Annotated in this window: 25 protein-coding genes and 2 riboswitches; of the genes, 8 read left to right on the forward strand and 17 right to left on the reverse strand. The window is 39.4% G+C overall.

Going from position 1 to position 25,661, the window contains the following annotated elements; all coding sequences use genetic code 11:
- Position 1: 1 nt before the first annotated feature.
- From GJU32_RS07430 to parE, 3 genes are all read right to left on the reverse strand, one after another.
- Positions 2 to 997: an ABC transporter substrate-binding protein gene (locus tag GJU32_RS07430; RefSeq protein ID WP_155591289.1), complete on the reverse strand. Its 996-nt coding sequence runs from the start codon at positions 995 to 997 to the stop codon at positions 2 to 4.
- A 152-nt stretch (positions 998 to 1,149) separates the two neighbouring features.
- Positions 1,150 to 1,260: riboswitch (TPP riboswitch) on the reverse strand.
- A gap of 120 nt (positions 1,261 to 1,380) precedes the next feature.
- Positions 1,381 to 3,819, reverse strand: coding sequence for a DNA topoisomerase IV subunit A (parC, locus tag GJU32_RS07435; protein WP_155591290.1), 2,439 nt, complete (start codon positions 3,817 to 3,819; stop codon positions 1,381 to 1,383).
- Positions 3,816 to 5,792 (reverse strand): DNA topoisomerase IV subunit B, encoded by a 1,977-nt coding sequence (gene parE / locus GJU32_RS07440; protein ID WP_155591291.1) that lies wholly within the window; start codon positions 5,790 to 5,792, stop codon positions 3,816 to 3,818. Before parE ends, parC begins: the two co-directional genes overlap by 4 nt.
- A gap of 573 nt (positions 5,793 to 6,365) precedes the next feature.
- Between parE and plsY the strand changes: the two genes are divergently transcribed.
- The 6 genes from plsY to GJU32_RS07470 all read left to right on the forward strand — a co-directional run bounded on the left by plsY (position 6,366) and on the right by GJU32_RS07470 (position 11,650).
- Positions 6,366 to 6,968 carry a glycerol-3-phosphate 1-O-acyltransferase PlsY gene (gene plsY / locus GJU32_RS07445; protein WP_155591292.1) on the forward strand — a complete coding sequence of 201 codons (603 nt, stop codon included), beginning with the start codon at positions 6,366 to 6,368 and terminating at the stop codon, positions 6,966 to 6,968.
- A gap of 19 nt (positions 6,969 to 6,987) precedes the next feature.
- Entirely contained in the window at positions 6,988 to 7,278 is a 291-nt protein-coding gene (locus tag GJU32_RS07450) for a HesB/YadR/YfhF family protein (protein WP_155591293.1), read from the forward strand.
- A gap of 184 nt (positions 7,279 to 7,462) precedes the next feature.
- Positions 7,463 to 9,007, forward strand: a complete 1,545-nt coding sequence (locus GJU32_RS07455) for a spore germination protein (protein WP_155591294.1) — start codon at positions 7,463 to 7,465, stop codon at positions 9,005 to 9,007.
- Between the two features lie 26 nt (positions 9,008 to 9,033).
- Complete coding sequence (locus GJU32_RS07460; RefSeq protein ID WP_155591295.1) at positions 9,034 to 10,233, forward strand: Ger(x)C family spore germination protein; 1,200 nt, start codon at positions 9,034 to 9,036, stop codon at positions 10,231 to 10,233.
- Between the two features lie 4 nt (positions 10,234 to 10,237).
- A complete protein-coding gene (locus GJU32_RS07465; protein WP_155591296.1) occupies positions 10,238 to 10,471 on the forward strand; it encodes a hypothetical protein in 234 nt (77 codons plus the stop codon).
- Positions 10,472 to 10,501: 30 nt separating this feature from the next.
- Entirely contained in the window at positions 10,502 to 11,650 is a 1,149-nt protein-coding gene (locus tag GJU32_RS07470) for a GerAB/ArcD/ProY family transporter (protein ID WP_155591297.1), read from the forward strand.
- Positions 11,651 to 11,687: 37 nt separating this feature from the next.
- Here GJU32_RS07470 and metA read toward each other — a convergent pair whose 3' ends face one another.
- Positions 11,688 to 12,623 (reverse strand): homoserine O-acetyltransferase MetA, encoded by a 936-nt coding sequence (gene metA / locus GJU32_RS07475; RefSeq protein ID WP_155591298.1) that lies wholly within the window; start codon positions 12,621 to 12,623, stop codon positions 11,688 to 11,690.
- A 110-nt stretch (positions 12,624 to 12,733) separates the two neighbouring features.
- Positions 12,734 to 12,844: riboswitch (SAM riboswitch) on the reverse strand.
- Between the two features lie 203 nt (positions 12,845 to 13,047).
- On the opposite strand from metA, the gene GJU32_RS07480 reads away from it, so the two are divergent.
- A complete protein-coding gene (locus tag GJU32_RS07480; RefSeq protein ID WP_155591299.1) occupies positions 13,048 to 13,419 on the forward strand; it encodes a nucleotide excision repair endonuclease in 372 nt (123 codons plus the stop codon).
- A 52-nt stretch (positions 13,420 to 13,471) separates the two neighbouring features.
- Here the strand turns inward: GJU32_RS07480 and GJU32_RS07485 are convergent, their stop codons facing one another.
- Both GJU32_RS07485 and GJU32_RS07490 read right to left on the reverse strand, forming a co-directional pair.
- On the reverse strand, positions 13,472 to 13,858 hold the full coding sequence (locus tag GJU32_RS07485) for a hypothetical protein (RefSeq protein ID WP_155591300.1): 387 nt from the start codon (positions 13,856 to 13,858) through the stop codon (positions 13,472 to 13,474).
- A 21-nt stretch (positions 13,859 to 13,879) separates the two neighbouring features.
- The gene (locus GJU32_RS07490; RefSeq protein WP_155591301.1) at positions 13,880 to 14,662 is read right to left on the reverse strand and encodes a TrmB family transcriptional regulator; all 783 of its coding nucleotides are present in this window, start codon (positions 14,660 to 14,662) and stop codon (positions 13,880 to 13,882) included.
- Between the two features lie 125 nt (positions 14,663 to 14,787).
- On the opposite strand from GJU32_RS07490, the gene GJU32_RS07495 reads away from it, so the two are divergent.
- The gene (locus GJU32_RS07495) at positions 14,788 to 15,558 is read left to right on the forward strand and encodes a TSUP family transporter (RefSeq protein ID WP_155591302.1); all 771 of its coding nucleotides are present in this window, start codon (positions 14,788 to 14,790) and stop codon (positions 15,556 to 15,558) included.
- A gap of 41 nt (positions 15,559 to 15,599) precedes the next feature.
- Here the strand turns inward: GJU32_RS07495 and panF are convergent, their stop codons facing one another.
- From panF to GJU32_RS07550, 11 genes are all read right to left on the reverse strand, one after another.
- Positions 15,600 to 17,045 (reverse strand): sodium/pantothenate symporter, encoded by a 1,446-nt coding sequence (gene panF / locus GJU32_RS07500; RefSeq protein WP_155591303.1) that lies wholly within the window; start codon positions 17,043 to 17,045, stop codon positions 15,600 to 15,602.
- Positions 17,045 to 17,308 carry a YhdT family protein gene (locus GJU32_RS07505; protein ID WP_155591304.1) on the reverse strand — a complete coding sequence of 88 codons (264 nt, stop codon included), beginning with the start codon at positions 17,306 to 17,308 and terminating at the stop codon, positions 17,045 to 17,047. Before GJU32_RS07505 ends, panF begins: the two co-directional genes overlap by 1 nt.
- A gap of 228 nt (positions 17,309 to 17,536) precedes the next feature.
- Positions 17,537 to 18,091, reverse strand: a complete 555-nt coding sequence (locus GJU32_RS07510) for a short-chain dehydrogenase (RefSeq protein ID WP_155591305.1) — start codon at positions 18,089 to 18,091, stop codon at positions 17,537 to 17,539.
- 73 nt (positions 18,092 to 18,164) lie between these two features.
- Positions 18,165 to 19,640: a class I adenylate-forming enzyme family protein gene (locus GJU32_RS07515; RefSeq protein WP_155591306.1), complete on the reverse strand. Its 1,476-nt coding sequence runs from the start codon at positions 19,638 to 19,640 to the stop codon at positions 18,165 to 18,167.
- A 14-nt stretch (positions 19,641 to 19,654) separates the two neighbouring features.
- Complete coding sequence (gene fabG, locus GJU32_RS07520) at positions 19,655 to 20,386, reverse strand: 3-oxoacyl-ACP reductase FabG (protein WP_155591307.1); 732 nt, start codon at positions 20,384 to 20,386, stop codon at positions 19,655 to 19,657.
- On the reverse strand, positions 20,370 to 21,281 hold the full coding sequence (gene phaZ, locus GJU32_RS07525; RefSeq protein ID WP_155591308.1) for an intracellular short-chain-length polyhydroxyalkanoate depolymerase: 912 nt from the start codon (positions 21,279 to 21,281) through the stop codon (positions 20,370 to 20,372). The genes fabG and phaZ overlap by 17 nt, the downstream gene beginning before the upstream one ends.
- 12 nt (positions 21,282 to 21,293) lie before the next feature.
- A complete protein-coding gene (locus GJU32_RS07530) occupies positions 21,294 to 22,298 on the reverse strand; it encodes a 3-oxoacyl-ACP synthase (protein WP_155591309.1) in 1,005 nt (334 codons plus the stop codon).
- Positions 22,295 to 23,311, reverse strand: coding sequence for a branched-chain amino acid ABC transporter permease (locus GJU32_RS07535; RefSeq protein ID WP_155591310.1), 1,017 nt, complete (start codon positions 23,309 to 23,311; stop codon positions 22,295 to 22,297). Before GJU32_RS07535 ends, GJU32_RS07530 begins: the two co-directional genes overlap by 4 nt.
- The gene (locus GJU32_RS07540; protein WP_155591311.1) at positions 23,308 to 24,180 is read right to left on the reverse strand and encodes a branched-chain amino acid ABC transporter permease; all 873 of its coding nucleotides are present in this window, start codon (positions 24,178 to 24,180) and stop codon (positions 23,308 to 23,310) included. Before GJU32_RS07540 ends, GJU32_RS07535 begins: the two co-directional genes overlap by 4 nt.
- 15 nt (positions 24,181 to 24,195) lie before the next feature.
- Positions 24,196 to 24,903, reverse strand: coding sequence for an ABC transporter ATP-binding protein (locus GJU32_RS07545; RefSeq protein WP_155591312.1), 708 nt, complete (start codon positions 24,901 to 24,903; stop codon positions 24,196 to 24,198).
- Positions 24,878 to 25,654 carry an ABC transporter ATP-binding protein gene (locus tag GJU32_RS07550; protein WP_155591313.1) on the reverse strand — a complete coding sequence of 259 codons (777 nt, stop codon included), beginning with the start codon at positions 25,652 to 25,654 and terminating at the stop codon, positions 24,878 to 24,880. The genes GJU32_RS07545 and GJU32_RS07550 overlap by 26 nt, the downstream gene beginning before the upstream one ends.
- Positions 25,655 to 25,661: the final 7 nt, after the last annotated feature.

Here is a 25,661-nt window from a genome sequence, read left to right on the forward strand (position 1 = left end):
CTTAATTTGCCCCCTTTTTAGGTAAGAAATCATTAGTAAAGGCTTGTTTTGCATCAAACTCGCCCTCTAATACATTGTTACTGGACATCCATTTCGCATAATTTTCCCATACAGAAAGTTTTTGTTCACCCCATTGCTTAGCATCATCCTGATACTTATCAGCTAGCCATTCCTGACTTTTATGCACTAACTCTTTATCTAAGTCAGGTGCCGCTTCTACTAAAATATCAGCCGCTTCACTTGGTTGCTCCATTGCGTATTCATAGCCTTTCGATGCAGCCGCAACAAACGCTTTAACCACTTCAGGATTGTCCTTAATCATTTTTTCATTCGTTGCAAGAACAGGTGTATAATAATCCAGCTGATCGCTATAGTCCGTTAAATACTGCATATTAATTTTTTCACCACGAAGCTCTGCCTCAATACCCGTCCATGCATAATAAATCCATGCAAAATCAATATCTTTTTCCATCATTGTAAAGAAATCTAAATCTCCTGCATTGACGATGTCTAGCTTATTAATGTCTGCATTTTCTGTTTGCATTAATGATTGAAGTACGGCTTGTTCTAGTGGAGCTCCCCATCCACCATAGGTTTTACCTTCAAAATCCTTTGGTGATGTAATGCCTTTTGAAACAATAGAAGCAAAGCCAGATGTATTATGCTGAATGATGGCTGCGATAGATACAAGCGGTACATCCTGTACACGAGCCTGTGTAATACCTTCCTGGTAGCTAACTCCAAATTCCGCCTTACCAGAAGCAACAAGCTGATCTGCTCCTGCTTCACCAGGCATAATAATTTCAACATCTAAGCCCTGTTCCTCAAAATAACCGAGTTTATCCGCGACATACAGCCCTGTATGATTCGTATTCGGTGTCCAGTCCAATACTACTGACACCTTTTTTAACTTGTCAGTAGCCTGCTTGTCCTCCTTGTTACTACAACCCACTAACGTCAGAAGTGCAGCCAATAGAATAAATAACCATTTTTTCATGCTAGGTCCTCCCAGTTTGTAATATGAAAGTGTTCATGATTGAATGTCACCAGAAGAAAGCGTATATGCGGATGGAAGATGCTGCTTAAAAACATAAAAAAAACGCCTAGGATTCTTCCCAGGCGTAATGCAATCAATCTTCAAAACTTTTGCTTTTTTGAATAGATGTTCCCTACGCTGGTACGAGCCAAATCAGGTTCAAAGGGTCAGCGTCTATCGGACACAATCTCAGCTAGCAACTACTAGCCCCCCTACATTCTTTCGATATGAACTTTTCGATGATTATTATACCCATAGTTGATCTTAAATGACAAGGTGCTATTTTTGAATAGATGCTCCACTATTAAAAATAGCCCAGCTCACGTCTGAGTCTGGGCATAATATTAGCTAGGTTTTTGTTCCTTTTTGGCCGTCAAGACATGTGAGATGGCACCGTCTGTTGCAATATCTACTTTAAACGAACCGTTTGAATGGCGATCTGCACGCGTCAATCCTTGGACATCTATGGTTTCTTGCACGCCTTTTTCTGTTTCAATGACAACTTGCTCCTCGTTTGTTGCTTGGATAACTGCCACAATACGGTGAGGATTTGCCTTTAATTCTGTTAATACCTTTAGACCACGTTTTGCTCGACTTGCCACTTCAACTTCAGCGACATTCATTTTCTTTACAGCCCCACGCTGTGTCACAATGACCACATAGTGCGTTTCATCTGGTTGTAGCACATTCACACCAACTAAAGCTTCTCCATCTTTCAGCGTAATGCCTTTCACCCCGCCTGTTTTGACACCTGTTACTGGTAATTCCTCAATTGGGAAACGAATCGCATAGGCTGTATCTGTTGTTAACATCAATTCCACTTCATCTGTCACAAACGCTGCATACATCATCGCATCGCCAGCTTTCACATTCATGGTTTTGATTGGTTTCGAATAACGTGTCACCGCATAATCTGCGAGTGGTGAGCGTTTAATTTGCCCATCTTTCGTTGCTGTAAAGATATACGTATTAGGTTGATCAAATGTCTCAAAGCCATAGACAGCGATAATTGATTCATCCTCGCTTGTTGGTACAATACTTGAAATATGCTGACCAAGATCCTTCCAACGAATATCAGGAAGTTCATGAACAGGCTGATAAATGTAATTGCCTCTATTTGTGAACAGTAATAGATGGTGCTGCGTATTTAAGGTTGCTTCATACAATAAATAATCCGAATCCTTCATCGCAAAATCTTGCCCGTTTGAAGCGGCATGTGAACGTGTCGAAGTACGTTTAATATAACCATCCTTCGTTACAGTCACGACAACCTCTTCACTTGGTACAAGGACATCTAATGTAATTTTAATTTCTTCAATTTCTTGCTCGATTTTCGAACGACGAGGTTCTGTAAAGCGTTTCTTAATATCTAGCAATTCTTGTTTAATGACACGGACAAGCTTCGCCTCGCTTTGCAGAATTCCTTCTAGTTTTGCAATCAACTTATCTAACTCGTCCTGTTCTTGACGAAGCTCTGTAATGTCGGTATTCGTTAAACGGTATAATTGCAAGCTAACAATGGCCTCTGCTTGCACCTCTGTAAAATCGAACTTCGCTTGTAAATTAAGCTTCGCATCCTTCTTATCGTTAGAAGAACGAATCGTAGCAATCACTTCATCTAAAATGGAGAGCGCTTTAATAAGCCCATCCACAATATGTGAGCGATCCTTTGCCTTTTGTAAATCATAGATAGAACGGTTCGTGACAACTTCTTTTTGATGGGCAATATAGGCATCCAGCAATAATGGCAATGTCATCATCGTTGGACGACGATTATGGATAGCAATCATATTAAAATTATAAGCTACTTGTAAATCCGTTGTTTTAAATAAATACTGTAAAATCCCTTGCCCTGGTACATCCTTTTTCAGCTCAATTACGACACGTAAGCCTGTACGGTCTGATTCATCCCGAATTTCCGCAATACCTTCCAGACGTTTATCGACACGTTGCTCATCGATTTTTTTCACAAGATTCGCTTTATTCACATCATATGGCAATTCCGTAATAACAATTTGCTCTTTGCCACCTTTGATTGGTTCCACAACAGCTTGTGCACGTACAATGATTTTACCACGACCTGTTTCATAAGCCTTTTTGATACCATCAACGCCTTGAATAATACCACCTGTCGGGAAATCCGGCCCTTTAATAACCGTCATTAATTCATCCACTGTTGCAGTAGGCTTTTCCAAGCGCATTAATACAGCATCAAGCACCTCATCTAACGCATGAGGAGGAATATCTGTCGCATAACCAGCCGAAATCCCTGTAGAGCCATTGACAAGTAAATTAGGGAAACGCGCAGGTAAAACGGTTGGCTCCATATCCTGGTCATCAAAGTTCGGCACAAACTCGACCGTTTTTTTGCCAATGTCTCGCAGCATTTCAGCCGCAATGGCAGATAGTCTCGCCTCAGTATAACGCATCGCAGCAGGTGGGTCTCCATCGACCGAACCATTGTTCCCATGCATCTCAATGAGCATATGTCGCGCTTTCCAATCCTGACTCATACGTACCATTGCTTCATACACAGAGCTATCTCCGTGAGGATGGTAATTACCAATTACGTTACCGACAGTTTTAGCCGATTTACGGAACGGTTTATCGTTTGTATTGCCTTCTGTAAACATCGCATATAATATACGACGCTGTACTGGTTTAAGACCGTCACGTGCATCAGGCAACGCGCGGTCTTGAATAATATATTTACTATAGCGACCAAAACGGTCACCCATTACTTCTTCTAAAGGTAAATCTTGAAACTTTTCCGTACTACTCATGCTTGGTCCTCCTCTTGCTGGATGAATTCATTCTCTAAAATGTTTGAATCATCCTCCATACCGAAGTCTACATTGGCTTCGATCCATTTACGACGTGGTTCTACTTTATCACCCATTAGCGTCGTAACACGTCTCTCTGCACGTGCACCATCCTCGATTGTGACACGTATTAATGTCCGTGTTTCAGGGTTCATCGTTGTATCCCATAGCTGGTCTGCATTCATCTCACCAAGACCTTTATAGCGTTGTAATATGTAACCCTTTCCAACCTTCTTGATGGCATTTTGTAAATCGCTTTCTGTCCAAGCATATTCAATCACTTCTTTTTTCCCTGTCCCTCTAGAGACTTTATAAAGTGGCGGTAATGCAATATATACTTTTCCTGCCTCAATAAGCGGACGCATATAACGATAGAAGAACGTTAATAGCAATACTTGAATATGTGCACCATCTGTATCGGCATCGGTCATAATGACTACTTTATTGTAGGCTGAATCTTCCACAGCAAAATCCGTTCCAACGCCTGCACCAATCGCATGAATAATCGTTGATATCTCTTCATTTTTCATAATGTCTTGTAGCTTGGCTTTTTCCGTGTTAATGACTTTCCCGCGCAATGGTAAAATCGCTTGGAACGTACGATCTCGCCCTTGTTTAGCAGAGCCACCCGCAGAATCACCCTCGACTAAATACAATTCATTTCTGGACGCATTACGTGACTGAGCAGGCGTTAATTTACCTGAAAGAATCGTACTGCCCTTTTTGTTTTTCTTACCATTCCGTGCGTCCTCACGTGCTTTACGAGCCGCTTCACGGACTTGCTGCGCACGAATTGCTTTGCGCACAAGAGAAGCCGATAATTCAGCATTTTCCTCTAGTACATATAAAATTTGCTCAGACACTACGCTATCGACTGCAGATCGAGCCTCACTAGTGCCGAGCTTACCCTTCGTTTGCCCTTCAAATTGAAGTAAATGTTCTGGAATACGAACAGACACGATCGCCGCTAAACCCTCTCGAATATCTGTCCCTTCAAGGTTTTTATCCTTATCCTTTAACAAGCCGATTTTTCTTGCATACTCATTAAACACACGCGTTAATGCCGCTTTCGCACCCGTTTCATGTGTCCCACCATCACGTGTACGAACATTATTAACAAACGACAAGATTGTTTCAGAATAACCATCGTTATATTGGAAGGCGAATTCTACTTCAATTTCGTCTTGAATCCCTTCAACATATTTCACAGGATGAAGGACATCTTTTTCTTCATTCAAATACGCAACGAAAGCTTCAATGCCGTTCTCATAAAAGAACACATCACCTTTGCCTTCCTCGCGCTCATCCATTAACTCAATTTTTAAGCCTTTTAATAAAAATGCTGACTCACGTAAACGTTCTGCTAGTGTTTCGTAATTGTATTTCGTGACAGAGAAAATCGTCTCATCTGGTAGAAAATGGACAAGTGTACCTGTCTGTTTAGTTTGTCCAATTTCTTCAAGCGTTGTTACAGGGTGCCCACCGTTTTCAAAACGTTGACGATATTTTTTACCATCTCGATGGATGGTTACTTCCAAAAATGTAGATAACGCATTCACAACGGAAGAACCTACACCATGTAAGCCACCACTTGTTTTATAACCACCTTGTCCAAATTTACCGCCAGCGTGTAGCACAGTAAAAATAATTTCAGGGGTTGGTTTGCCCATTTTATGCATACCGGTAGGCATTCCACGGCCAAAGTCACGCACACTGATACTCTGATCTTTATGAATCGTGACAGTAATATGAGATCCAAAGCCAGCCAGTGCTTCATCCACCGCATTATCTACAATTTCATACACAAGGTGGTGAAGTCCACGGCCATCCGTCGAACCGATATACATGCCAGGTCGTTTGCGTACCGCTTCTAATCCTTCTAATACTTGTATTGCGTCATCATTATAGACGCTAGGTGACTGTTTATTCGTCAAAAAAATTCCCCTCCAAAAAACAAACGCATGTTCTATTTATGTTCTCATCCTAATAATAATAGCATTTCCTGTCAATAGTTAGCGACAGGTCTAATAAAATTTTAAAATTTGCTCACAGTTTTGATCTTATTTATTAAAAGTAAACATCTTCAACAGTTGCTTAAAATTGGTATTTAAGCAAGGCAGACAGCTACTAGTATCCATAAACACCTGACGCATCATAGCTTATTTAGTTGCAAAATAAATTTGTGTTGCTTGCCTACCTTAATAGATATAAGAGCTACTTACGTACATTGTGATTAAACTGGATAAAGTTAGACTTCTATTCTACCAAAGGAATGAACGATTGACAAAATTGCCTTTTTGCCTATATTTTTAATAAGGCTTTTTTCGCTTCAAAAAAACTCATGTCTAAAAGCCTATCCCAAGGCTAGTATATTTTCTCTTGTATTGAATTCAAGGCTCCTAATGAAATCTCCTTCATAACATTGTAGATTAGCAAGAAAAAGTGTAAAATACTTGTTACAAACTATTAGTACCAAGTGATGGACTATGAATGAAAGGAGTCCAGCTATGATCAATGGACTTATTATTTTATGTGCTTATCTAATTGGCTCTATACCTTCTGGGTTATGGATAGGCAAAATTTTTTATACTACCGATATTCGTGAACACGGGAGCGGTAATCTAGGTGCGACCAATACTTTTCGAACGCTAGGGAAAAAAGCGGGTATTGTTGTTACGATTATGGATGTCTTAAAAGGTACAGCCGCTGTCTTACTCGTGACACTTCCCGTTTTCTCTGACAGTACGCTCCATCCCCTATTACTTGGTCTTGTTGCTGTTATCGGTCACATGTTTCCGATTTTCGCCAAGTTTCGTGGTGGGAAAGCAGTGGCAACATCTGCAGGTGTTTTATTAGGCTATTCTTGGCCTCTCTTTGTTTTACTATTTATTACCTTTATTGTGACATTAAAAATCACAAAAATCGTCAGCTTAACATCTATGATAGCCGCTTTAGTAGCACTTATTTATGCAATCGTTTATTATTTTGTTACAGGTGACTTTGCATTAGGCATCTTGGTAGCCTTTTTATTTACCTTTATTATGTATCGACACCGTGCCAATATTACACGAATTAAAAATGGCACCGAGCCAAAGGTAAAATGGCTTTAGTAAGAGAGGAGTATTCGATATGAATATTGCACTGACAGTTAAAGCTCTACAATGGTTCAAACAAGAGATGGAAGTTGAACCGGGTGATACAATTCGCTTTTATGCACGCTATGGTGGCTCTAGTCCTTTTCATGAAGGTTTTTCACTTGGCATGACACGTGAAGAACCTATTGACATAGGTGTTCAGACAGTGGTCGAAGGTGTAACCTATTACATTGATGAAAAAGATCTATGGTTCTTTAACGATCACAATTTACATGTTGACGTTGATGCAAGTAAAGATGAATTACATTATGAGTATCGTACATAAAGCAGTCTGTCCTTTCAAGCCATGAAAGGACAAACTGTTTTTTATTTTGTTTCAGCAGCGGCAATTTCGCCAAGTCATATTTGATTTAGTAGCAAATAGCTAGATTTTCATGTCCACTTCGTTTATCTCTCAAATAATTTGTCCATTCTATAGATAATGATCGACCATTTGAGGAGGAAAACGCATGTCAATGTCTAACAATATCAAGACCTCCCCATCGCATACAACGAACGATTTGTTGTACACTTCCCTATCTAAAAATATAAAAGTTATTCAAAATACACTCGGTCATAGTAATGACATTATTATTCGGGAAATCACCATTGGTGCATCAGATTCTCATAGCATTGCCGTCATCTCCATTGATGGCTTATCTGATAAAACGACAATATCGAATTCAGTTATCGATAAGCTCATGGCTAATATTGAAGAAGAACAAAACATTGAAATTACAACCATTAATCAATATATACGGAATTCTTATTTAACGGTAGGTGATGTAGCGAATATCGAGCATTTTACCGCCTTATTTAATGCCATTCTCAATGGCGAAACGGTCATTTTATTAGACGGTTTTGCCGAGGGAATTGTGACAAGTACGAGAAGTGCCAAGGATCGAGCAGTCACAGAGCCATCGACCGAATCGGTTATTCGAGGACCTAGGGAATCCTTTACCGAAACCTTGCGTACGAATACAGCGCTAATCCGTCGGAAAATAAAAAGCCCCAATCTTTGGATTAAAACACGTGTCATTGGTGATGTGACACAAACAGATGTAGCGATTATGTATATCAATGGCATCGCCAGCGACAAAGTCGTAGCTGAGGTGCTAGCTCGTTTAGATCGTATTAATATAGATGGCATACTAGAAAGTGGTTATATTGAGGATTTTATTCAAGACTCAAAAAATTCTATGTTTCCAACAGTCTATAACTCTGAACGCCCAGATGTGATTGCGGGTGAGTTATTAGATGGTAAAGTAGCCATATTAGTAGACGGTACACCCTTTGTTTTAGTGGTACCAGCTTTATTTACATCCTTTTTACAATCAGCAGAAGATTATTATCAACATTGGATGATTAGTTCCCTTGTACGAGTATTGCGATTTTTGGGGATCAGTCTCGCTCTAGTAGCACCTTCACTTTATGTAGCAATTACAACGTTTCACCAAGAAATGCTGCCAACAGCCATGCTGATCAGTATTGCGTCACAACGAGAAGGCGTGCCCTTCCCTGCAGTAGTAGAGGCACTCATTATGGAGGTTGCCTTTGAGGTACTAAGGGAAGCTGGACTTCGTATGCCAAGAACAATTGGTCCCGCTGTATCAATTGTGGGCACCTTAGTGATTGGTCAGGCAGCGGTTGATGCAGGCGTTGTATCAGCTGTAATGGTTATTATTGTAGCCCTAACTGCGATTTGTAGTTTTCTATTCCCAGCTTATGGCTTATCAAATACCATTCGTGTACTGCGTTTTCCATTAATGATTTTAGCTGCTATGTTTGGTTTATTTGGTGTTATGTTTGGCATTATGGTGATTATCCTACATTTATGTAGTATTCGTTCATTTGGCGTGCCTTATTTAAGTCCCTTCGCACCATTAATAATACAGGATCAAAAAGATGCCTTTCTTTTGTTCCCACGTAGAAAGTTACTAACACGACCTCGATTAGTCAATCAAAAAAATATTGTCAGAGGACATAACAATAAGAAAATCAAGAGTCGAAAATAAACTTCTGGTCAAAAGAGGGATGGAATATGGCAAAAGTACATGCAATTTGTTTACTATGCATCCTCACTTTGGTGTTAAGTGGTTGCTGGAGTAAGCGTGAATTAAATGAATTAGCCATTGTCGTAGCACTTGGGATAGACAAAGTAGACGATGAATATGAGATTTCTTTGCAAATTGTCGATCCAAGTGAAATTTCTATGAGACAGGCTACCACTCAACGCGCTCCAGTCGTTAGCTATCATTCAAAAGGCGAGACGATCTTTGAGGCTATTCGAAAAATGACAACCACAGCTGCCAGAAAGCCCTATTTTGCACATCTTCAAGTCGTCGTCTTAGGGGAAGATTTAGCCAAAGAAGGAATTAGTGAAGCACTTGATTTAATTTCGAGGGACCATGAATTTCGAAAAGATTTTGATGTCGTTATGTCTCATGAAGCTACAGCAAAAGAAGTGTTAAATGTGCTAACACCCATCGAAAAGGTTCCTGCTAATAAAATGTTAAACTCCCTAAAGGTCTCTGAGAGAGCTTGGGGTACCACAATAGCTGTTAATATAGACGAATTAGTCACTACGTTGAGTAATAAAGATGCAGGAGCATTAATTTCTGCGATTGAAATTCACGGTGATAAGAAATTAGGTGCAGATCAAACAAATGTCCAACGCGTAAAAACACCTGTGTTGCTACAATATGCAGGTTTGGCTGTCTTTAAAGAGGATAAATTCATGGGTCTGCTGACTGAGGGAGAAAGTAAAAGCATTAGTTTTCTAAAGGATAAAATTCAAAGTACGATTGAAATCATTGCCTGTCCAAAGAAAGGGACTTTATCTACTGAAATCACCCAATCGACTACGAAAGTAAAGGGGTCTTTTGAACACGGAGAGCCAAAAATTGATGTTCAAATTATCGTCGAGCAAAATGTTGGAGAGGTCGAATGTGATATCGATCTCACAAAAAATAAATCCATTGATTATGTCAATAAAAAAACAGCGCAAGGTATCGAGGAGCGAATCAAAAAAACATTAGAAACAATACAACAACAATATGAAGTTGATGTTTTTGGTTTTGGTGATGCACTACATCGGACGGATGCAAAACAATGGAAAAAAATCAAAGATGATTGGATATCCATTTTTCCAGATTTGACTGTTGACGTTCACGTGAAAGTGACGACACAAGGTTTAGGAACACTTCAAAACTCTTTATTAAATAATCCAAAGGAGGAGTAATCGAATGGTTCTAGCCGTAGCAATCTTAGTCATGTCGGTCATTCTTGTGCTTATTTTTATTCCTAAGTTAAAAAAGCAACAGGATACAAAAACCATTGTTGTATTCACCATTCTGCTACTCATTGGAACTGTTTTAAATATGGGGATTGCCCTAAGAATCCATATTCCGAGCCCATTAGACTTAATTACCTTTATATTTACACCAATCAGAGATTACATTGTGTCATTAACCAAATAGATAGATTGACGAAATCGGAGGGGTAGCAAGATGGATAAAGAGATCATTAGTTCAAGACAATTTACAATCATTACCTTCCTCTATTCTATCGGTACAGCTATATTAATTATCCCTTCGAGTATTACTGCTGCTTCTAAGCAAGATGCGTGGGTTGCAGCAGGCATTGGTATTGTCCTTAGTTTACTGATCATTAAGTTATTTTTAACACTCGCTAACCAAACACCGTCACTAAATTTTATAGAGGCGAACGAAAAAATTCTCGGGCGCTTTTTTGGAAAAATCACAGCAATAGGCTTTCTGATCCTTACTTTTCTTTCCGCTGGAGAACTGCTTTACTTTATCGGTATTTTCATGAAAACAGAAGTCATGCCAGAAACACCGACGATGGCATTTTCCTTACTGTTTTGTATTATTATTATGTATGCCGCCTATTTAGGTATTGAAACTTTTGCACGTTCGGCAGAAATTTTATTCCCGCTATTTGTCTTTATTTTTATTTTTTTTGTTATTTGTATTACACCTCAGATTACTTTTGAAAATATTCAACCTGTGCTAGAAGCGAGCAAAACATCCATGTTTTATAGTATTGCACGCTTCATGAGTATCTTTTCCTTTCCACTAGTTGTGTTATTAATGCTGTATCCTGCTTCCGTCAATGTACAGCCATCTGCCCAGAAAGGGTTTTATATTGGGACAATTCTAGGAGGTATCGTCTTAATCATGTTGATTGTGCTTTCAATCCTTGTATTAGGACCTGAGAATACTGCGTCCAGAACATTTCCAAGTTATGCCTTAGCACAAAGAATTTCAATAGGTAACTTTTTACAGCGTATTGAAATCATCATGGCTTTTATGTGGATCTCGTCCATTTATATTCGTACGTTTATGTATTTCTATACTACTGTTGTCGGTCTCGCACAGATTTTGAAAATCAAGGATCATCGGCCACTAATCATACCTATGGGTATTCTTGTGATTGGGCTTTCACAAATTGTTCATCCAGACATTGTCCATTCGAATAACTATAATAATGAAATTTGGCCTATTTTTTCATTTATCTTCACCATTTTATTACCTTTACTCATATTAATTGTGACGGTCATTCGGAATCGAAAATCTAACGATAACAATACCGAAGCAACCAATACAGAAACAACCAAAGAAAGTCAGAAAGTCTAATTTCTTCTATCAGGAAAGAAATTAGACTTTTTGTTAATTAAATATGATATTCAATTTCATCTACAAAATCCCATTCGTATGGTGTTTCTTGGTAAACGTAATAGTTCAACCAGTTAGAGAATAATAAATGCGTATGAGCACGCCATGTATTAATCGGTTCTTGTGCTGGATCATCAAGCGGGAAGTAATTCACTGGTACATCGATCTCAATGCCCTTCGCTACATCACGACTGTATTCATCGGCTAGTGTCGTAGCATCATACTCAAGATGTCCTGTAATCATAATGTTTTTATTGTCTTTTGATTGTACGATGAATACCCCAGCATCTTCTGAATAGGATAATAATCGTAAGTCTGGATGATTACGTACCTCCTCTATTGAAACGGATGTATAGCGTGAATGAGGAGCAGTAAATAAATCACTAAAGCCACGTACTAAATCCACCGTTAAATCTGTAATTACATGGGAATAGACGCCTGAACATTTAGCCGAAAGCTCAACCTTCCCAATACCATAATGGTGATACAATGCAGCCTGTGCTCCCCAACAGATATGTAACACTGATGTAACATTCTTTTTGGACCAATCCATAATTTCTGAAATTTCTTGCCAATAGTTTACATCTTCAAACGCCATTTTTTCTACTGGCGCCCCTGTAATAATCATACCATCATAGCGACGGTGACGAATTTGGTCGAACGTTGTGTAAAATAACTGTAAATGTGATTTACTCACATTTTTGGACTCATGTGTAGCTGTATTTAAAAAGGTAATATTCACCTGTAATGGCGTATTTCCTAATAATCGTAGTAATTGTAGCTCTGTTTTTTCTTTTTCAGGCATTAAATTTAATATTAATATATTTAACGGACGAATTTGCTGTGTTTTCGCACGATCCTCTTCCATGACGAAGATTTTTTCCTCACGTAAATGTTCTCCAGCTGGTAAATTTTTCGGAATATTAATTGGCATCTTGCGTTCCCCTCTCTATTTTCGCTCTCTTTTAGCAAAGAATGCATGTAAAATTAAAAAATCCCCCTCATTCCATACGAGATAGAATGAGAAGGATTTTTTCACGTCCACTCTTATCTCTCAAAGGAAAAATCCTTTGCTGGAATTAGCACCTTTCTAACAATTGTTAGAGGTTGCTGAAGCTTCATCGGGCCAAATCCCTCAGCTTCTCTTGATAAGATTATTTAATTACATTGAATTGTAACATGGACTAGTTAGAATATCAATAATTCATAGAATATTTTGTTATTCAGATGCATGTTCCTTGTTCATTTGATGTACACTAAGCTTGCTGTATGTGGATTTTCTACATTTAAATTTTATGGTAAACATGCCGTAATTATGTTACCATATATCTTTAGTAATAGAGAGGAACGTGAATAGTTTGATTAAAATTGAATTTCCAAAACCAGATCTAGTAATCCGTCAACGTGAACAAGATTTAAAACCAGGTGATGTCCCGATCACACCATACTTTGGTTTTATTGACTTCCATAAAATTACACGTGATAAAGGTGGCATTTTCTTATTCTATAATGATAAGAATGAGCTATTATTTGTCGGTAAAGCACGTAAAATTCGTCAGCGTGTTAAAAAGCATTTCGAGGACAATGTATCTCCGATGAAAAACCATCGTGATGAAGTCTTTAAAATCGAAGTCTATGAAGTAGAAGATCCAATGGAACGTGAAATTTACGAAACATATGCGATTAATACTTTCCGCTCAAAATACAATGTAGATAAAGTCTTTTATTAAGACATCTTGTAAAGAAACCGAAATCTCATTTAGTGAGATTTCGGTTTCTGCCTTATATAGAGGTTACGCGAACTATTGGCGTACTTTGGCCGTTTACTCGCAAATCAATCGTGTCTAGCGCAGGATCTTTGGTGATGATTTTAAATACATAAGGTTGAGCCTCTTTTCGTTGCTCGCTTCCTTCTTTGAGTTGGATAACTTGACTATTCCCTTCAGCCTCAATACTTGCCAGTACATTCCCTTTCGAATAATAAACAAGATAATACGTAGAGTCATCTTCATACAATAATTGAACCTTATCATTAGCCTCTATATTTTGTTGAATATTGTCTGGTACGACAGTTAGCTCACGAATCGTTAGTGGATTGGTAGGCGTTTTAGCGTTACATGCTCCTAACAATAGGAGGCACCATAAACCTAGCAATACATATTTTTTCACGATACTCCCCTTCCCTTATGACTACTCTAAGAAAAAAGCTTTACGCTCTTTGGCAATCCAGTCCTCAAGCTCCATGTCATCACGTTTTACCAATCGATTGATGAGGACGTCATGCCAAACATAATCCTCTAACAAATAAATATGGACAGGGTCATTGGTGATAAAAGCCATTTCTTGATTGGACGGTGCGTGTCCATAGATCATTTCCTGACCATCTACCGATAAAATAAACCAATGAGGTGTAGAAGTCTTTCTTGTATAGTGTGTGGCCCTATGCCGGTCTATCGATGCTAGATGTTCCTCTACATACAATGTAATGCCATGTACCTGAACATGCTGTGGCACCTCTTGAAGATCTTCCCGTAAAGCATCGTACATATCTTCCCACATCGACAAAATCACTTTTTTCTTGGCCTTTTTTAGAAGTGACTGACAGTAGTTGATGATAGCTTCCTTGCCCTTCAGCATGACTACCTTATGTTCCGCTTCCTGCACTTTTTCCTCTAATTTTTCTAATTGGGCACTCATAGATGTAAAATTCGATTGCCAGCGCTGCTGCATTTGCTGTAAAAAAACTGACACTGGCATAGCCGCATAGGTCGTTTGTTCAGCTGTCTCTTCTTTTAGGACGATCCCTTTTTCTACAAGGATATTCAAAATATCATAAATTCTTGCACGTGGTATGCCCGAATTTTTGCTGACTTGATAGGCACTGACATGACTTTGCTGAACAAGGGCCGTATAGGCCTTTGCTTCATATTCTGTAAAACCCATTTCTTTCAACTGGGCGATTAATTCCTCCATGTAATCCCTCCATTGTCTTTATTATAGGCTACTGTTGTGAAGATTTGCCAATAAAAAAGTTAGGGTTTACAGCTTCCATAAAATTAGTTACTATTTCAGTAGTAACTAATAAAAGAGGTGTAAAAATGCTTTTTGATGTTGATGTACATATCATCTTACTGTTAATTTCATTTGGCTTTCTAGCCGCTTTTGTCGACTCGGTAGTTGGAGGAGGGGGTTTAATTTCACTTCCGGCCTTACTGTTTGTCGGCCTAAACCCAGCTGCTGCTGTGGCAACTAATAAACTAGCGGGGGCAATGGGCTCACTCACATCGTCCATTTCCTTTTATCGTTCTGGTCAGCTTGAAATTCGATCTGTCCTCAAGTATTTTCCTCTAGCCTTTGTCGGATCATTATGTGGAGCATGGACTGTTCATTTAATCAATCCAGCTTTACTAAAGCCATTAATGCTTGTAATGCTTGCGGTGGTTGGGATTTATACGATCTTTAAAAAAGATTGGGGCTCAGTCTCTACCGTAAAAAATCTATCTAAAACCCATTTATTTTTATTTATGATGCTATTATTTGCTATTGGTTTTTATGATGGGTTTCTTGGTCCTGGTACGGGTTCCTTTTTAATTTTTAGCTTCTTACTTGTAGGCTTCGATTTTTTAAAGGCGGCAGGGAATGCGAAATTTTTAAATTTGGCGAGTAATGTGGCTGGTGTTTGTATGTTTGCTTACTTAGGACAAATCCACTATGTCTACGGCTTAGTAATGGGAATTGCTCAAATTGGGGGGGCTATGCTTGGATCACGAATGGCCATCAAAAAAGGAAGCGGTTTTGTCCGAACGCTTTTTATCGTCGTGACGATGACGTTACTAGCGAAAAACGCCTACGATTTTATGATGCATTAAAAATAAAAAATGCCACAGAAGTGAATCTGTGGCATTTTGAATTATATCATGAGCTGTTCATCTTTGAATTTATGACTAGTAGCAAGACTGACGATAACAAAAATAAAGAAGGACGCAACAATTGGAATCGTGACAGTATGCATACCAAAGACAGAAGGATAGAAGCGATCAATGGTAATATACAAGGACATACCTGAAATCATCGACGCAATTGCACCATACTTGTTTGCCTTTTTCCAATACAATCCTAAAATCACTGTCCAAATAAAGACAGCCTCTAGCCCACCGAAGGCAAATAAATTCAACCATACTAATAAATCTGGTGGATTGAGCGCAAAGACTATAACTGCTAAGCCAATGACCGTTGTCACAACGAAGCTTGCACGCTTAATTTCCGCGTTACTCGCTTTTGGCTTCATGTAATGTAAATAGATGTCTTTGACAACCGTAGAGCTAACAAGCATAAGTAACGCGTTGACAGTTGACATCGTAGCGGCCATTGGTGCAGCTAAGACGATCCCTGCTAAAAATGGCGGTAGTACCTTCAATGTCAGGAGCGGCATCACCTTATCACCAATATCAATGCCAGGTAAAACAGGTCGCGCTAATACACCAATTAAATGCATACCAAACATGATTGTCCCTATGGCAATCGTGCCAATAATGATGGCTTGATGCATACTTTTTGAATCCTTATAGCTCATGGCACGTACAGCGATTTGCGGTAATCCCACTACACCTACACCGATTAAAATCCAAAATGTCGAGACATAAAGAGGTGTTAAATCTCCTTCAGCCCCAAAAGGTGACACAAAATTTGGGTTTTCAGCGACAAGTGAGGCCATTATATTGTCAATGCCTCCACCTGCAACAATGGTTCCAATCAGCAAAATAACCGTACCGATGACCATAATAGAGCCCTGTACTGTGTCCGTTAAAGCAACCGCTCGGAAACCACCTATAATAACATACACTAACACCGAAATAGCAAAAATAAAAAGTGCCGTCGTGTAATTTAAGCCAGTTAATGACTCAATTAAACGGGCGCCACCTACCCATTGTGCCATCATGGCAGAAAATAAAAAGACAATAATACTAATCGCAGATAGAATAACAATAACGTGGCTTTTGTAGCGCTCTCGTAAAAAGTCGATTAATGTAATCGCTTGGTAACGACGAGCGATAATGGCAAATTTCTTACCTAATATCATTAATACAAAATAACCCGCAGGTAGCTGTGCCATCGCCAGTAATACCCAGCCAAGCCCTTTTGTATAGGCAACTCCAGGTCCTCCAATGAAACTACTCGCACTGCCGTATGTAGCAATCATTGTCATCGCAAGGATAAAACCACCCATCTCACGACCACCAAGGAAGTACTCCTGTAAGAAGGAATCCGAGGAGCGGATATGCTTATTGGCCCAAATCCCAATCCCAAAAATAATAATTAGAAATAATAGCAAAGGAAATACAACTTGCCAATGCATTAGCGACCCTCCTCCTCATCATCAAATGGAACCTCTTTGAAAAAGAGTTTCATAACAATCCAGATAAGTAGGATCATAAAGCCTGTCCCTGCGATACAGCTATAGAAAAACCAAGCAGGAAAACCAAATACATACGAATAATCGGCTGGGTCACCTGCCCCTAATCCATAGGCAAAGCCAAACCAAATCGCAAAGTTGATAATGACAAGTCCAATTCCGATAAGCGCCTCTCGATGCGCTATTTTAAAGCGTTGATCTTTCACATGACAATCCCCCTAACCTACTCTATTTTACTGATATGTTCGTTAGATGGGAAGGGTTGTGAAAAAATAAGGATACTTTATATAAATTTATTGTAAGTAAAAAAAGAAGTCTCTTGTATAGTCGAGTTGGATGTTTTAGTACTAATTATAATTAGAGATAAAAATAATAACCCTCGTCTTTATAGTTAGACGAAGGTTAGTTAGAGTGCTTGCATGCTTAAACGATCATTATAAAGGACCTTTTTCCCAAGGCTGAAGAGTGCCAACGATATTGATGAGTTGATCATGTTGAATAGAATCAATTACCCCTTGCGAAATTTCATCATTTGTAAGCCACCTTGAATGACCGTTTTCCATAATGAAACCTAGCTGGACTTGACGGTATTGAGTACTATCAAGTAGATTAATTTTCTTTTGGATGGCACGTAGATTTGCGCTACTACCTAATACATGAAACAGTTTCCATTTCCCGCTATTTTCATGTGAAATTTCACTTAAAGCGATTTCTAAAGTACTTTCAGCATTTGAATGGATCCAAGCAATGACTAATTCAATTGGTCCATTCTGCTCAATCGTACCTCTCAGTTTATTTTTGAATAAGCCTGTATCACGATAATCAACTAAAATCGGCGTTATATGCGAAGGATCTGTTGATTTATTTAGTAAACATTCCATCCGATTTGCATTACGTCCAATCACAGAGACATGATATCCTTTACGCTCTAACCAAAGGGATGTGTTGGCTAACATCCCTGTCCCGCCAATAACTAATGCATGCGTCATTCATGTGTCCCTCCCTTTTATTTTAGTCTTTATATTTAGAGAGACGAACGTGTCTTCATCCTATTCATGCTATTTAACAATTCGAAGTATCTACAAGCAACTGCAATGCCTTTTTATCAATTTTACCAACACTTGTTTTTGGTAGTTCTTCTAAGAAGATAATTTGTTTCGGTATTTTATAACGCCCTAATTGTTCATGGCACAGCTCGTTTAGTTCATCTAAAATGGGAGCTACTTGATGATGACAGACAATAAAGGCTGTTACTATTTCTCCCCAATAGTCATCTGCCACTCCAATCACTGCAACCTCTAGCACATGCGGATGCTGTAGCATACATTGCTCCACTTCCTGAGGATATACGTTTTCACCACCAGAGATAATCATCTCTTTTCGACGTCCCACGATATAAAAATCGCCATCTTCATCCATCATCGCTAAATCACCTGTTTTTAACCAACCATCTTGCAGTATATTATCTGTTTCTTGCTTGTTATTCCAGTAAAAACGAAACATATGCTTACCTCTTACCAACAGTTCTCCCACTTCACGTGGTGCACAGCTTTGCCCTGTTGGATTAACAATTTTGGCTTCATTGAATTGCATACTTTTTCCCACAGCACCTTTTTTGGCGTAGGCATGCTCTCGGGCAATATAAAAATTATTAGGTCCCGCTTCCGTTAAGCCGTAGCCCTCCTTAAAAAATAAGCCTTTCTTATAAAAGGCATCATAAATAGGATGAGGACATGGTGCACCGCCTGATAAAAATACGTTCATCGAAGGAAATTGATTTTCCTGAAAGTACTTCGTAGTAATCATTGCTTGATACATCGTCGGCACAAAAAGCGAAATCGTCGTTTCGTATTGATTCGTTGCTCGCAATGCTGCTTCCGCTTCAAACTTATCGCCAATGATAACAGTTCCTCCGGCCATAAGAAGCGGCATACATAGAGCATTTATGCCACCTGTATGAAACATCGGCATATAATTTAATGTGCGATCTTTATCATGTAAACCCCAGCTAATAATTGTATTCATGGCGTTCCAATTGACTGACTGAAAGGATAATACAACCCCCTTTGGTCGACCTGTGGTACCTCCCGTATAAATCATTAACCACGGATCATCCACGTCCACTGCTTGCCTGCTTGGTAACGAAGCGTTCTCATTTTGGATAACTTGAAGTGGAAACATCTTTTCTACTATTACAGGACAATGACTATCTTCTTCATACAACAAGAGAGAAGGTGTAGCATCCTCTACTATCTGTGTTAATTCCTCTTTGCTTAAACGCCAATTTAACGGCACATAAATAAGCCCACGTAGCCCACAGGCAAATAGGACAGCAAAAAGCTGTATATGATTTTTCGCAAATACAGCGACTCTACTCCCTTTCTGTAGCTGCTGACGCTCGAAAAATTGACTCCATTTGCCGATTTCCTCGGACAATTGCTGATAGGTCCACTGTTCCGCTGACGCTAGATTAATCAACGCGATGTGGTGAGGCGTTAATGCGGCACGTTTTAAAATCCACGCTTGCTCAACAAACATTTCGAACCCTCCTATCACATCATTATCGCGCCATCTACATGAAGCGTATGACCATGGACATAAGAAGCCTCATCAGATGCTAAAAACAAATAGGCATTAGCAATATCTCGTGGTGTCCCTAAGCGTTGTAACGGGACGATTGAACGCATTTGAGCAAGAATATTTTCAGGCATCTTCTTCACCATATCTGTTTCAGTGAAGCCGGGAGCCACTGCATTGACGTTGATGCCTTTACGTCCTAATTCCTTCGCCCATGTTTTCGTCATACCAACAATCGCTGCTTTTGTCGCTGCATAATTCGTTTGTCCAACATTGCCATAAACTCCGCTAACCGATGATGTATTAATAATTTTGCCACCACCTACCGCCACCATATGTGGAATAACCTCCTGTGTGCAATGAAAGACACCTGTCAAATTAACATCTAAGACCTGTTGAAACTGATCTTCTGTCATCTTTGTCAGCATGGCATCTCTAGTAATTCCCGCATTATTTACTAAAATATCGATACGTCCTGCTTGCTCAATCACTGCTATCACTAGATGTTTAACACTCTCTCTACTTGCCACATCAACTTGTATAAATGTTGCGTTTTGTCCCAATTGCTGAGCCGCAACAATACCTGCCTTGTCATCAAAATCAGCAATAAAAACAAATGCCCCTTCTTCGATAAAACGTTCAGCAGCTGCATAGCCAATGCCATTTGCAGCGCCAGTAATAATGGCAACTTTATTGTTTAAGCGCATGATTTCTCCCTCCAATTTCTAAAAAAGCTTCGATTTCTGCTGTCAGTTGCGCTAAATCATCAATCAATGGTGAATGCCCACAATCTTTTAAGCTTACAAACTGTGCCGTATTGCCTAAATCATGAAGCAATTCTTTATTCATTTCCTCCGTTATAACTAAATCACGATCTCCTCGTAGCACTAAAATCGGAATTTGAATAAGCAAGGCATCCTGAGAGCCTTTTGCCACCTCATGGTCAACCGTACTTATATTAAAAGTATTGAGTGCATGATAGACTTCAGCTAAATTGCGTTGTGTTAGCATATCCTCTACATATTCTTGATATTCCGCTGCACTTGGCTGCTGATGGGTATAAATTAAAGCATTCCATACTGACTGTAAGCCTTCTCTATTTTTTGTATCATAGAAGCCCTGAACAAGCTTCGTTTTCGATGTATCCACCAACACTTCTTCATAGCTATACGCTCTCTTGAAGGAGGCAGGATTGCCAGTTCCTAAATCCGTGTAAAATGGATAGCCACGTGTAGACGCAGATGCAAGTAAAATCAGTCGTTGACAATGACTTGGACAATTTGCCGCAAACTGCATACAGACAGCTCCGCCCGTTGACCAGCCAATCATATCAAAGCTCTGCAACTGCATAGCATCTACAAATAGCTTGACATCATCACTAAAATCCTTAATAGCGGTGATTGGCTTATGATAGGATGAACCGCCAAAGCCACGTAAATCTATTGCATAAATGGTGTATTTGTCATCTAATGCTTCCATCAGAATATCCCAGTGCTTAGATGATGTCATATTGCCATGAACCAATACTAAAGGACGTTCTCCCCCAGATCGTTTGCGATAAGCCATCGTTTCACCATTTGCCAGCTGAATCGTTTTTAACATGTCATTTCCCCCTTATCCCCAACGTATTGTTATAGCCCCCCAAACATAGCCAATACCTGCACTAACTAGTGTCACAATATCGCCAGCTTGAATACGATTTTGCTCAAGTGCTAGCTGTAAGGACAAAATTTGATCGATTTGACCAATATGTCCATATTCTTGCAGATAAATAGACTGTTCCTGCTGTAAGCCAAGCTCTGCTAAAATATACTCATGCGCAGACCTTTTCATATGCAGCATCGCTAAATAATTTAGCTGTTCTTCACTGTATCCACTTTTCGCTAAAGAGCTGCGAATGACCTTCAAAAAATTGCTTAAAGATTTTTGTTCTAACCGCTCCTTCATACCAATCGGGTCGATCACATCAAGTTGATATAAATTTTCTGTTAAATGGGATGGGGTTAACGGTGTTTTCGTCCCCCCAACTGGAACGACTACATCTTCTGAAAACGAGCCATCTGTTACAATATCTGCCTCTAAAAGCTGGTTTTTATCGTAGTTTTTTTGTAACAATATTGCACCTCCTCCAGCAGCCAAATTGTACATAAACCGTGTTCGAGGATTGCTGTAATCGATAAAATCAACATTGCGATAACCGCCAGCGATAAGAATCGTATGAATTGTGTCATCTGAAGCCATTAAGCTTTTCGCTACTTTCAATGCCATAATTGTCGTGCCACAACGAAGTTGCACATCAAACGCCCATGCATTGACCGCACCAAGCTCCTCTTGCATTTTAATGGAGGCTGTCCATAGTGGATATTCCTTATGTTCCTCTCCCATATAAATGACAACATCAATATCTTTCGGATCAATATTTGCTTTTTTAATCGCTTGCTGTGCTGCCCATATCCCCATTTGCACTGTATGATCATGCTCGCCAGGGACTGGCTTTTCATGTATGCCCATTTTTTGACGGATAATGTCCTCTGGAATAGTCGAAAGAGCAGCTATATCCTTCGCTGTCATTTTATTTTGAGGTAGATAGATACCTGTACTGACAATACCTACAGTCATTCAAATCGCTCCTTTTCCTGTGGCAGGGCAACCTGTGATTTTCTTTGCTTTAGCTTTCCTCGCCACTTCCAGAACAGCAGCCTTAGTGTGCCAATAATGCCTTTTGGGAAAAAGATAACCGCTAAAATATAGAGAATCCCAAAGAAGATAATCCAACGTTCAAAAATTGGATAATCTCGTGCTAGCCCAGACAAAGCATGCTGAGCATATTCAATCACTGCCGCTCCTAATAATGGCCCCACTAATGTGCCAACCCCACCAATAATCGTCATTAATAGTGCATCAAGTGTAATATCCATCGCCATCACACTCGTATTCACGAAACGTAATGACACAGCATACAAGGAGCCTGCAAAGCTTGCTACAATGCCTGCAACAATTGAGGCAATGACTTTGTAGTGCAACGTGTTATAGCCTAATGATTTCGTACGTTGCTCATTTTCTCTAACAGCAATTAGAATGCGACCTGTTGGTGAGTTAACAAAGCGATAAAGTGCCAAAAAGATGATAACTAAGCTTGCAAGTACAAAGAAATAAAACGTCATACGATCTCTAAAAATATCTGGTGCTCGAAAAGTAAAACCATCATTGCCATACGTGACAGTACGCCACTTTTCTGCTAACACTAAAAATAATCCCGAAAAGGCTAGTGTGAGCATCGCGAAGAAATGACTTTTCAAGCGCAAGGTCAATAAACCTACTAAAAAACTAATAAAGCCTGCTAGTAGCATGCCAATTACTATGGACAATACAAAGATCAACAAAGTGTTATCCATTTGCTTGAGCATGACCGCTGTCGTATAAGCACCAACACCAAAAAACATGGCATGCCCAAATGAAACGATTCCTGTATACCCTAGTAAAATATCATAGCTCATTGCCAATATTCCAAAAATAAAGATTTGCGTCAGTAAAATGAGCAATGTTCTTGAATCATTAGCAAAAGGAAGAATAATAAAAATCGCGAGTAGCAGGAAAAAAGCAACATAGCGTAAGGACATTTTATTGTTCATGATGTTCGCTCCTTTCGCATCGCAAACAGCCCCTGTGGACGGAAAATTAATACGATTGCCATTAAAATCATATTGACTGCCAGTGAGAGCACAGGCACATAATACGCCATAAAGCTACCCGCAAGCCCTACTAAAATAGCTGCAAGTAAAGAGCCTGAGAAACTACCCATTCCACCAATTACGACAACGATAAAGCCTAAAATAGCGTACTCCATACCCATCTCCGCATAGATGACACCTGAATATGGAGCCATCAACATACCACTAAGTGCTGCAAGAGCAGCCCCTACCATAAAAACATATAAAAATACGCGTTTAATATGAATACCAAGTGCCTGTGCCATTTCCTTATCCTGTACACCAGCCCGAACGATTAGCCCAATCTTCGTACGCTTTAGCATATATTGAAAAATACCAAATATCACAAAACCTATGACAATAATAAACAAACGATATTTGATAATAATAACGTCTCCAATTTCCCAGCTCCCAGCTAAATAGCTCGGTGTTTTCACAGCCACACCATTCGGTCCAAAGAACACCTTAATAAGCTCCTGCAAAACAAGCATTAGCCCCAAGGTAATTAAAATTTGTTGAACATGATTGCCATAAACAGGCGTAATAATAAATTTCTCTGTTATTAGGCCAAGCAATGCGCCAGTCACAATGGCGCCAATAATCCCAACGATGAAGCTTTCCGTGAACATATAGGTAAAGATCCCCGCATAAGCCCCCCAAACGAATAACCCACCATGCGCAAAATTCAATACATCCATTAAGCCGAAAATTAATGTCAAACCTGCTGCCAGTAAGAAAATCAGCATCCCGGTTGCCAAGCCATTAATGATTAAATTGACTAAAAGCTCCAATGATGTCCACCCCCTTTATCCAATTCCTAGATACTTACGTTTTAGTTCTTCATCATGAATCAAATCCTGCATATCACCCGCATGCACAGTTCTGCCATCATCTATTAATGTATAGGTATCACCAATACGACTAGCCATCATAAAGTTTTGCTCAACGAGGACAATGGACGTTTTTTTCTTCATTTCCACAATGGCTTCCATTACTTTCTCAACAACAATAGGAGCAAGACCCTTAGAAGGCTCATCAATTAATATTAATTGGCTATCATTGATAAAGGCTCTGGCCATTGACAGCATTTGCTTTTGACCACCCGATAAATGGCCGCCAGCCTTCTTCCAAAATTTCTTTAAATCTGGAAAAAGATCAAGTACATATTGCTGTCGCTCTAACGTCTCTGAATCTTCCTTCCGCATCGCTACCTTCATATTTTCCTCCACCGTTAAATCCGCAAAAATCCCTTGATTTTCCGGCACATAACCTATACCTAATTTTGCCACCTTGTATGTTGGATTCTTTTTAATTGAGTGGGAGCGAAAAGCGATTTCTCCCTTTGTCGCAGGCGTTAATCCCATAATCGTTTTCAATGTAGTCGTTTTCCCAGCCCCATTGCGCCCGAGCAGTACAGTAACCTGCCCTTCCTTCGCTTCAAAATTAACGCCCTGTAAAATATGATATTGGCCAATATGCGTATGAACCTCATTTAATGTCAGTAAGGTGGTCATCGTACAGCCCTCCTAAATATGCATTTTGCACAGTATCATTATTCATAATTTCCTCTGGTGATCCATCTGCTAAAAGCTGACCATTAAACAGCACCATAATAGAGTCTGATAAATCTAAAATCATATCCATTTTGTGTTCAATGAGCAGAATAGTTTTATTCCCCTGATTTTTAATTGTTCGAATGACCTCTAAAATTGCAGGCACCTCCTCTAGAGACATACCAGCAGTCGGTTCATCGAGCAATAAAATTTCCGTATCTAACGCTAGTAGCATGGCAATCTCAAGCTTTCTTTTTTCTCCATGTGACAGCATCGTTGTGAGGGCATCTCGTTTATTGTCGAGTAAAACGAGTGATAATAGCTCCTCTGCTTTTTCAGAGATTGCCTTATAACTTTTGTAGTGTCGGAAAAGCTGATAGCGAATTTTCTCCTTGGACTGCACTGCTAAACGAACATTTTCAAGAACCGTTAAATTCGGAAACACATTGGTGATTTGAAAGGATCGGCCTAATCCCATACGTGTTCTTTCAATGGCCGATTTTTGAGCAAGTGATTGGCCCTTAAAATAAACATCGCCTGCCGTCGGCTTTAGCTCCCCGCTAATCAAATTAAAGAACGTTGTTTTTCCAGCACCATTCGGCCCAATGATCGACTTTAAATGCTTTTCAGGCATTTGAAAATTAACTCCATCCACAGCCGTATGTCCGCCAAAACGGATTGTTAAATTATCAGTGTATAATATAGGCTCCATCCTTTAC

Origin of the sequence: Lysinibacillus cavernae, from assembly GCF_009724685.1 — a bacterium.
Lineage (GTDB): Bacteria > Bacillota > Bacilli > Bacillales_A > Planococcaceae > Lysinibacillus > Lysinibacillus cavernae.

Bases quoted from the DNA above. Each gene is read 5' to 3' on its own strand.
- fabG (WP_155591307.1), bottom strand. From the start codon at position 20,386: ATGCGCTTAAACAATAAAGTTGCCATTATTACTGGCGCTGCAAATGGC.
- GJU32_RS07450 (WP_155591293.1), top strand. From the start codon at position 6,988: ATGAATATTGCACTGACAGTTAAAGCTCTACAATGGTTCAAACAAGAG.
- GJU32_RS07470 (WP_155591297.1), top strand. From the start codon at position 10,502: ATGGATAAAGAGATCATTAGTTCAAGACAATTTACAATCATTACCTTC.
- panF (WP_155591303.1), bottom strand. From the start codon at position 17,045: ATGCATTGGCAAGTTGTATTTCCTTTGCTATTATTTCTAATTATTATT.
- metA (WP_155591298.1), bottom strand. From the start codon at position 12,623: ATGCCAATTAATATTCCGAAAAATTTACCAGCTGGAGAACATTTACGT.
- parC (WP_155591290.1), bottom strand. From the start codon at position 3,819: ATGAGTAGTACGGAAAAGTTTCAAGATTTACCTTTAGAAGAAGTAATG.
- GJU32_RS07465 (WP_155591296.1), top strand. From the start codon at position 10,238: ATGGTTCTAGCCGTAGCAATCTTAGTCATGTCGGTCATTCTTGTGCTT.
- GJU32_RS07495 (WP_155591302.1), top strand. From the start codon at position 14,788: ATGCTTTTTGATGTTGATGTACATATCATCTTACTGTTAATTTCATTT.
- phaZ (WP_155591308.1), bottom strand. From the start codon at position 21,281: ATGTTAAAAACGATTCAGCTGGCAAATGGTGAAACGATGGCTTATCGC.
- GJU32_RS07455 (WP_155591294.1), top strand. From the start codon at position 7,463: ATGTCAATGTCTAACAATATCAAGACCTCCCCATCGCATACAACGAAC.
- GJU32_RS07530 (WP_155591309.1), bottom strand. From the start codon at position 22,298: ATGACTGTAGGTATTGTCAGTACAGGTATCTATCTACCTCAAAATAAA.
- GJU32_RS07460 (WP_155591295.1), top strand. From the start codon at position 9,034: ATGGCAAAAGTACATGCAATTTGTTTACTATGCATCCTCACTTTGGTG.
- GJU32_RS07535 (WP_155591310.1), bottom strand. From the start codon at position 23,311: ATGAACAATAAAATGTCCTTACGCTATGTTGCTTTTTTCCTGCTACTC.
- GJU32_RS07510 (WP_155591305.1), bottom strand. From the start codon at position 18,091: ATGACGCATGCATTAGTTATTGGCGGGACAGGGATGTTAGCCAACACA.
- GJU32_RS07490 (WP_155591301.1), bottom strand. From the start codon at position 14,662: ATGGAGGAATTAATCGCCCAGTTGAAAGAAATGGGTTTTACAGAATAT.
- plsY (WP_155591292.1), top strand. From the start codon at position 6,366: ATGATCAATGGACTTATTATTTTATGTGCTTATCTAATTGGCTCTATA.
- GJU32_RS07515 (WP_155591306.1), bottom strand. From the start codon at position 19,640: ATGTTTGTTGAGCAAGCGTGGATTTTAAAACGTGCCGCATTAACGCCT.
- GJU32_RS07545 (WP_155591312.1), bottom strand. From the start codon at position 24,903: ATGACCACCTTACTGACATTAAATGAGGTTCATACGCATATTGGCCAA.
- GJU32_RS07550 (WP_155591313.1), bottom strand. From the start codon at position 25,654: ATGGAGCCTATATTATACACTGATAATTTAACAATCCGTTTTGGCGGA.
- GJU32_RS07430 (WP_155591289.1), bottom strand. From the start codon at position 997: ATGAAAAAATGGTTATTTATTCTATTGGCTGCACTTCTGACGTTAGTG.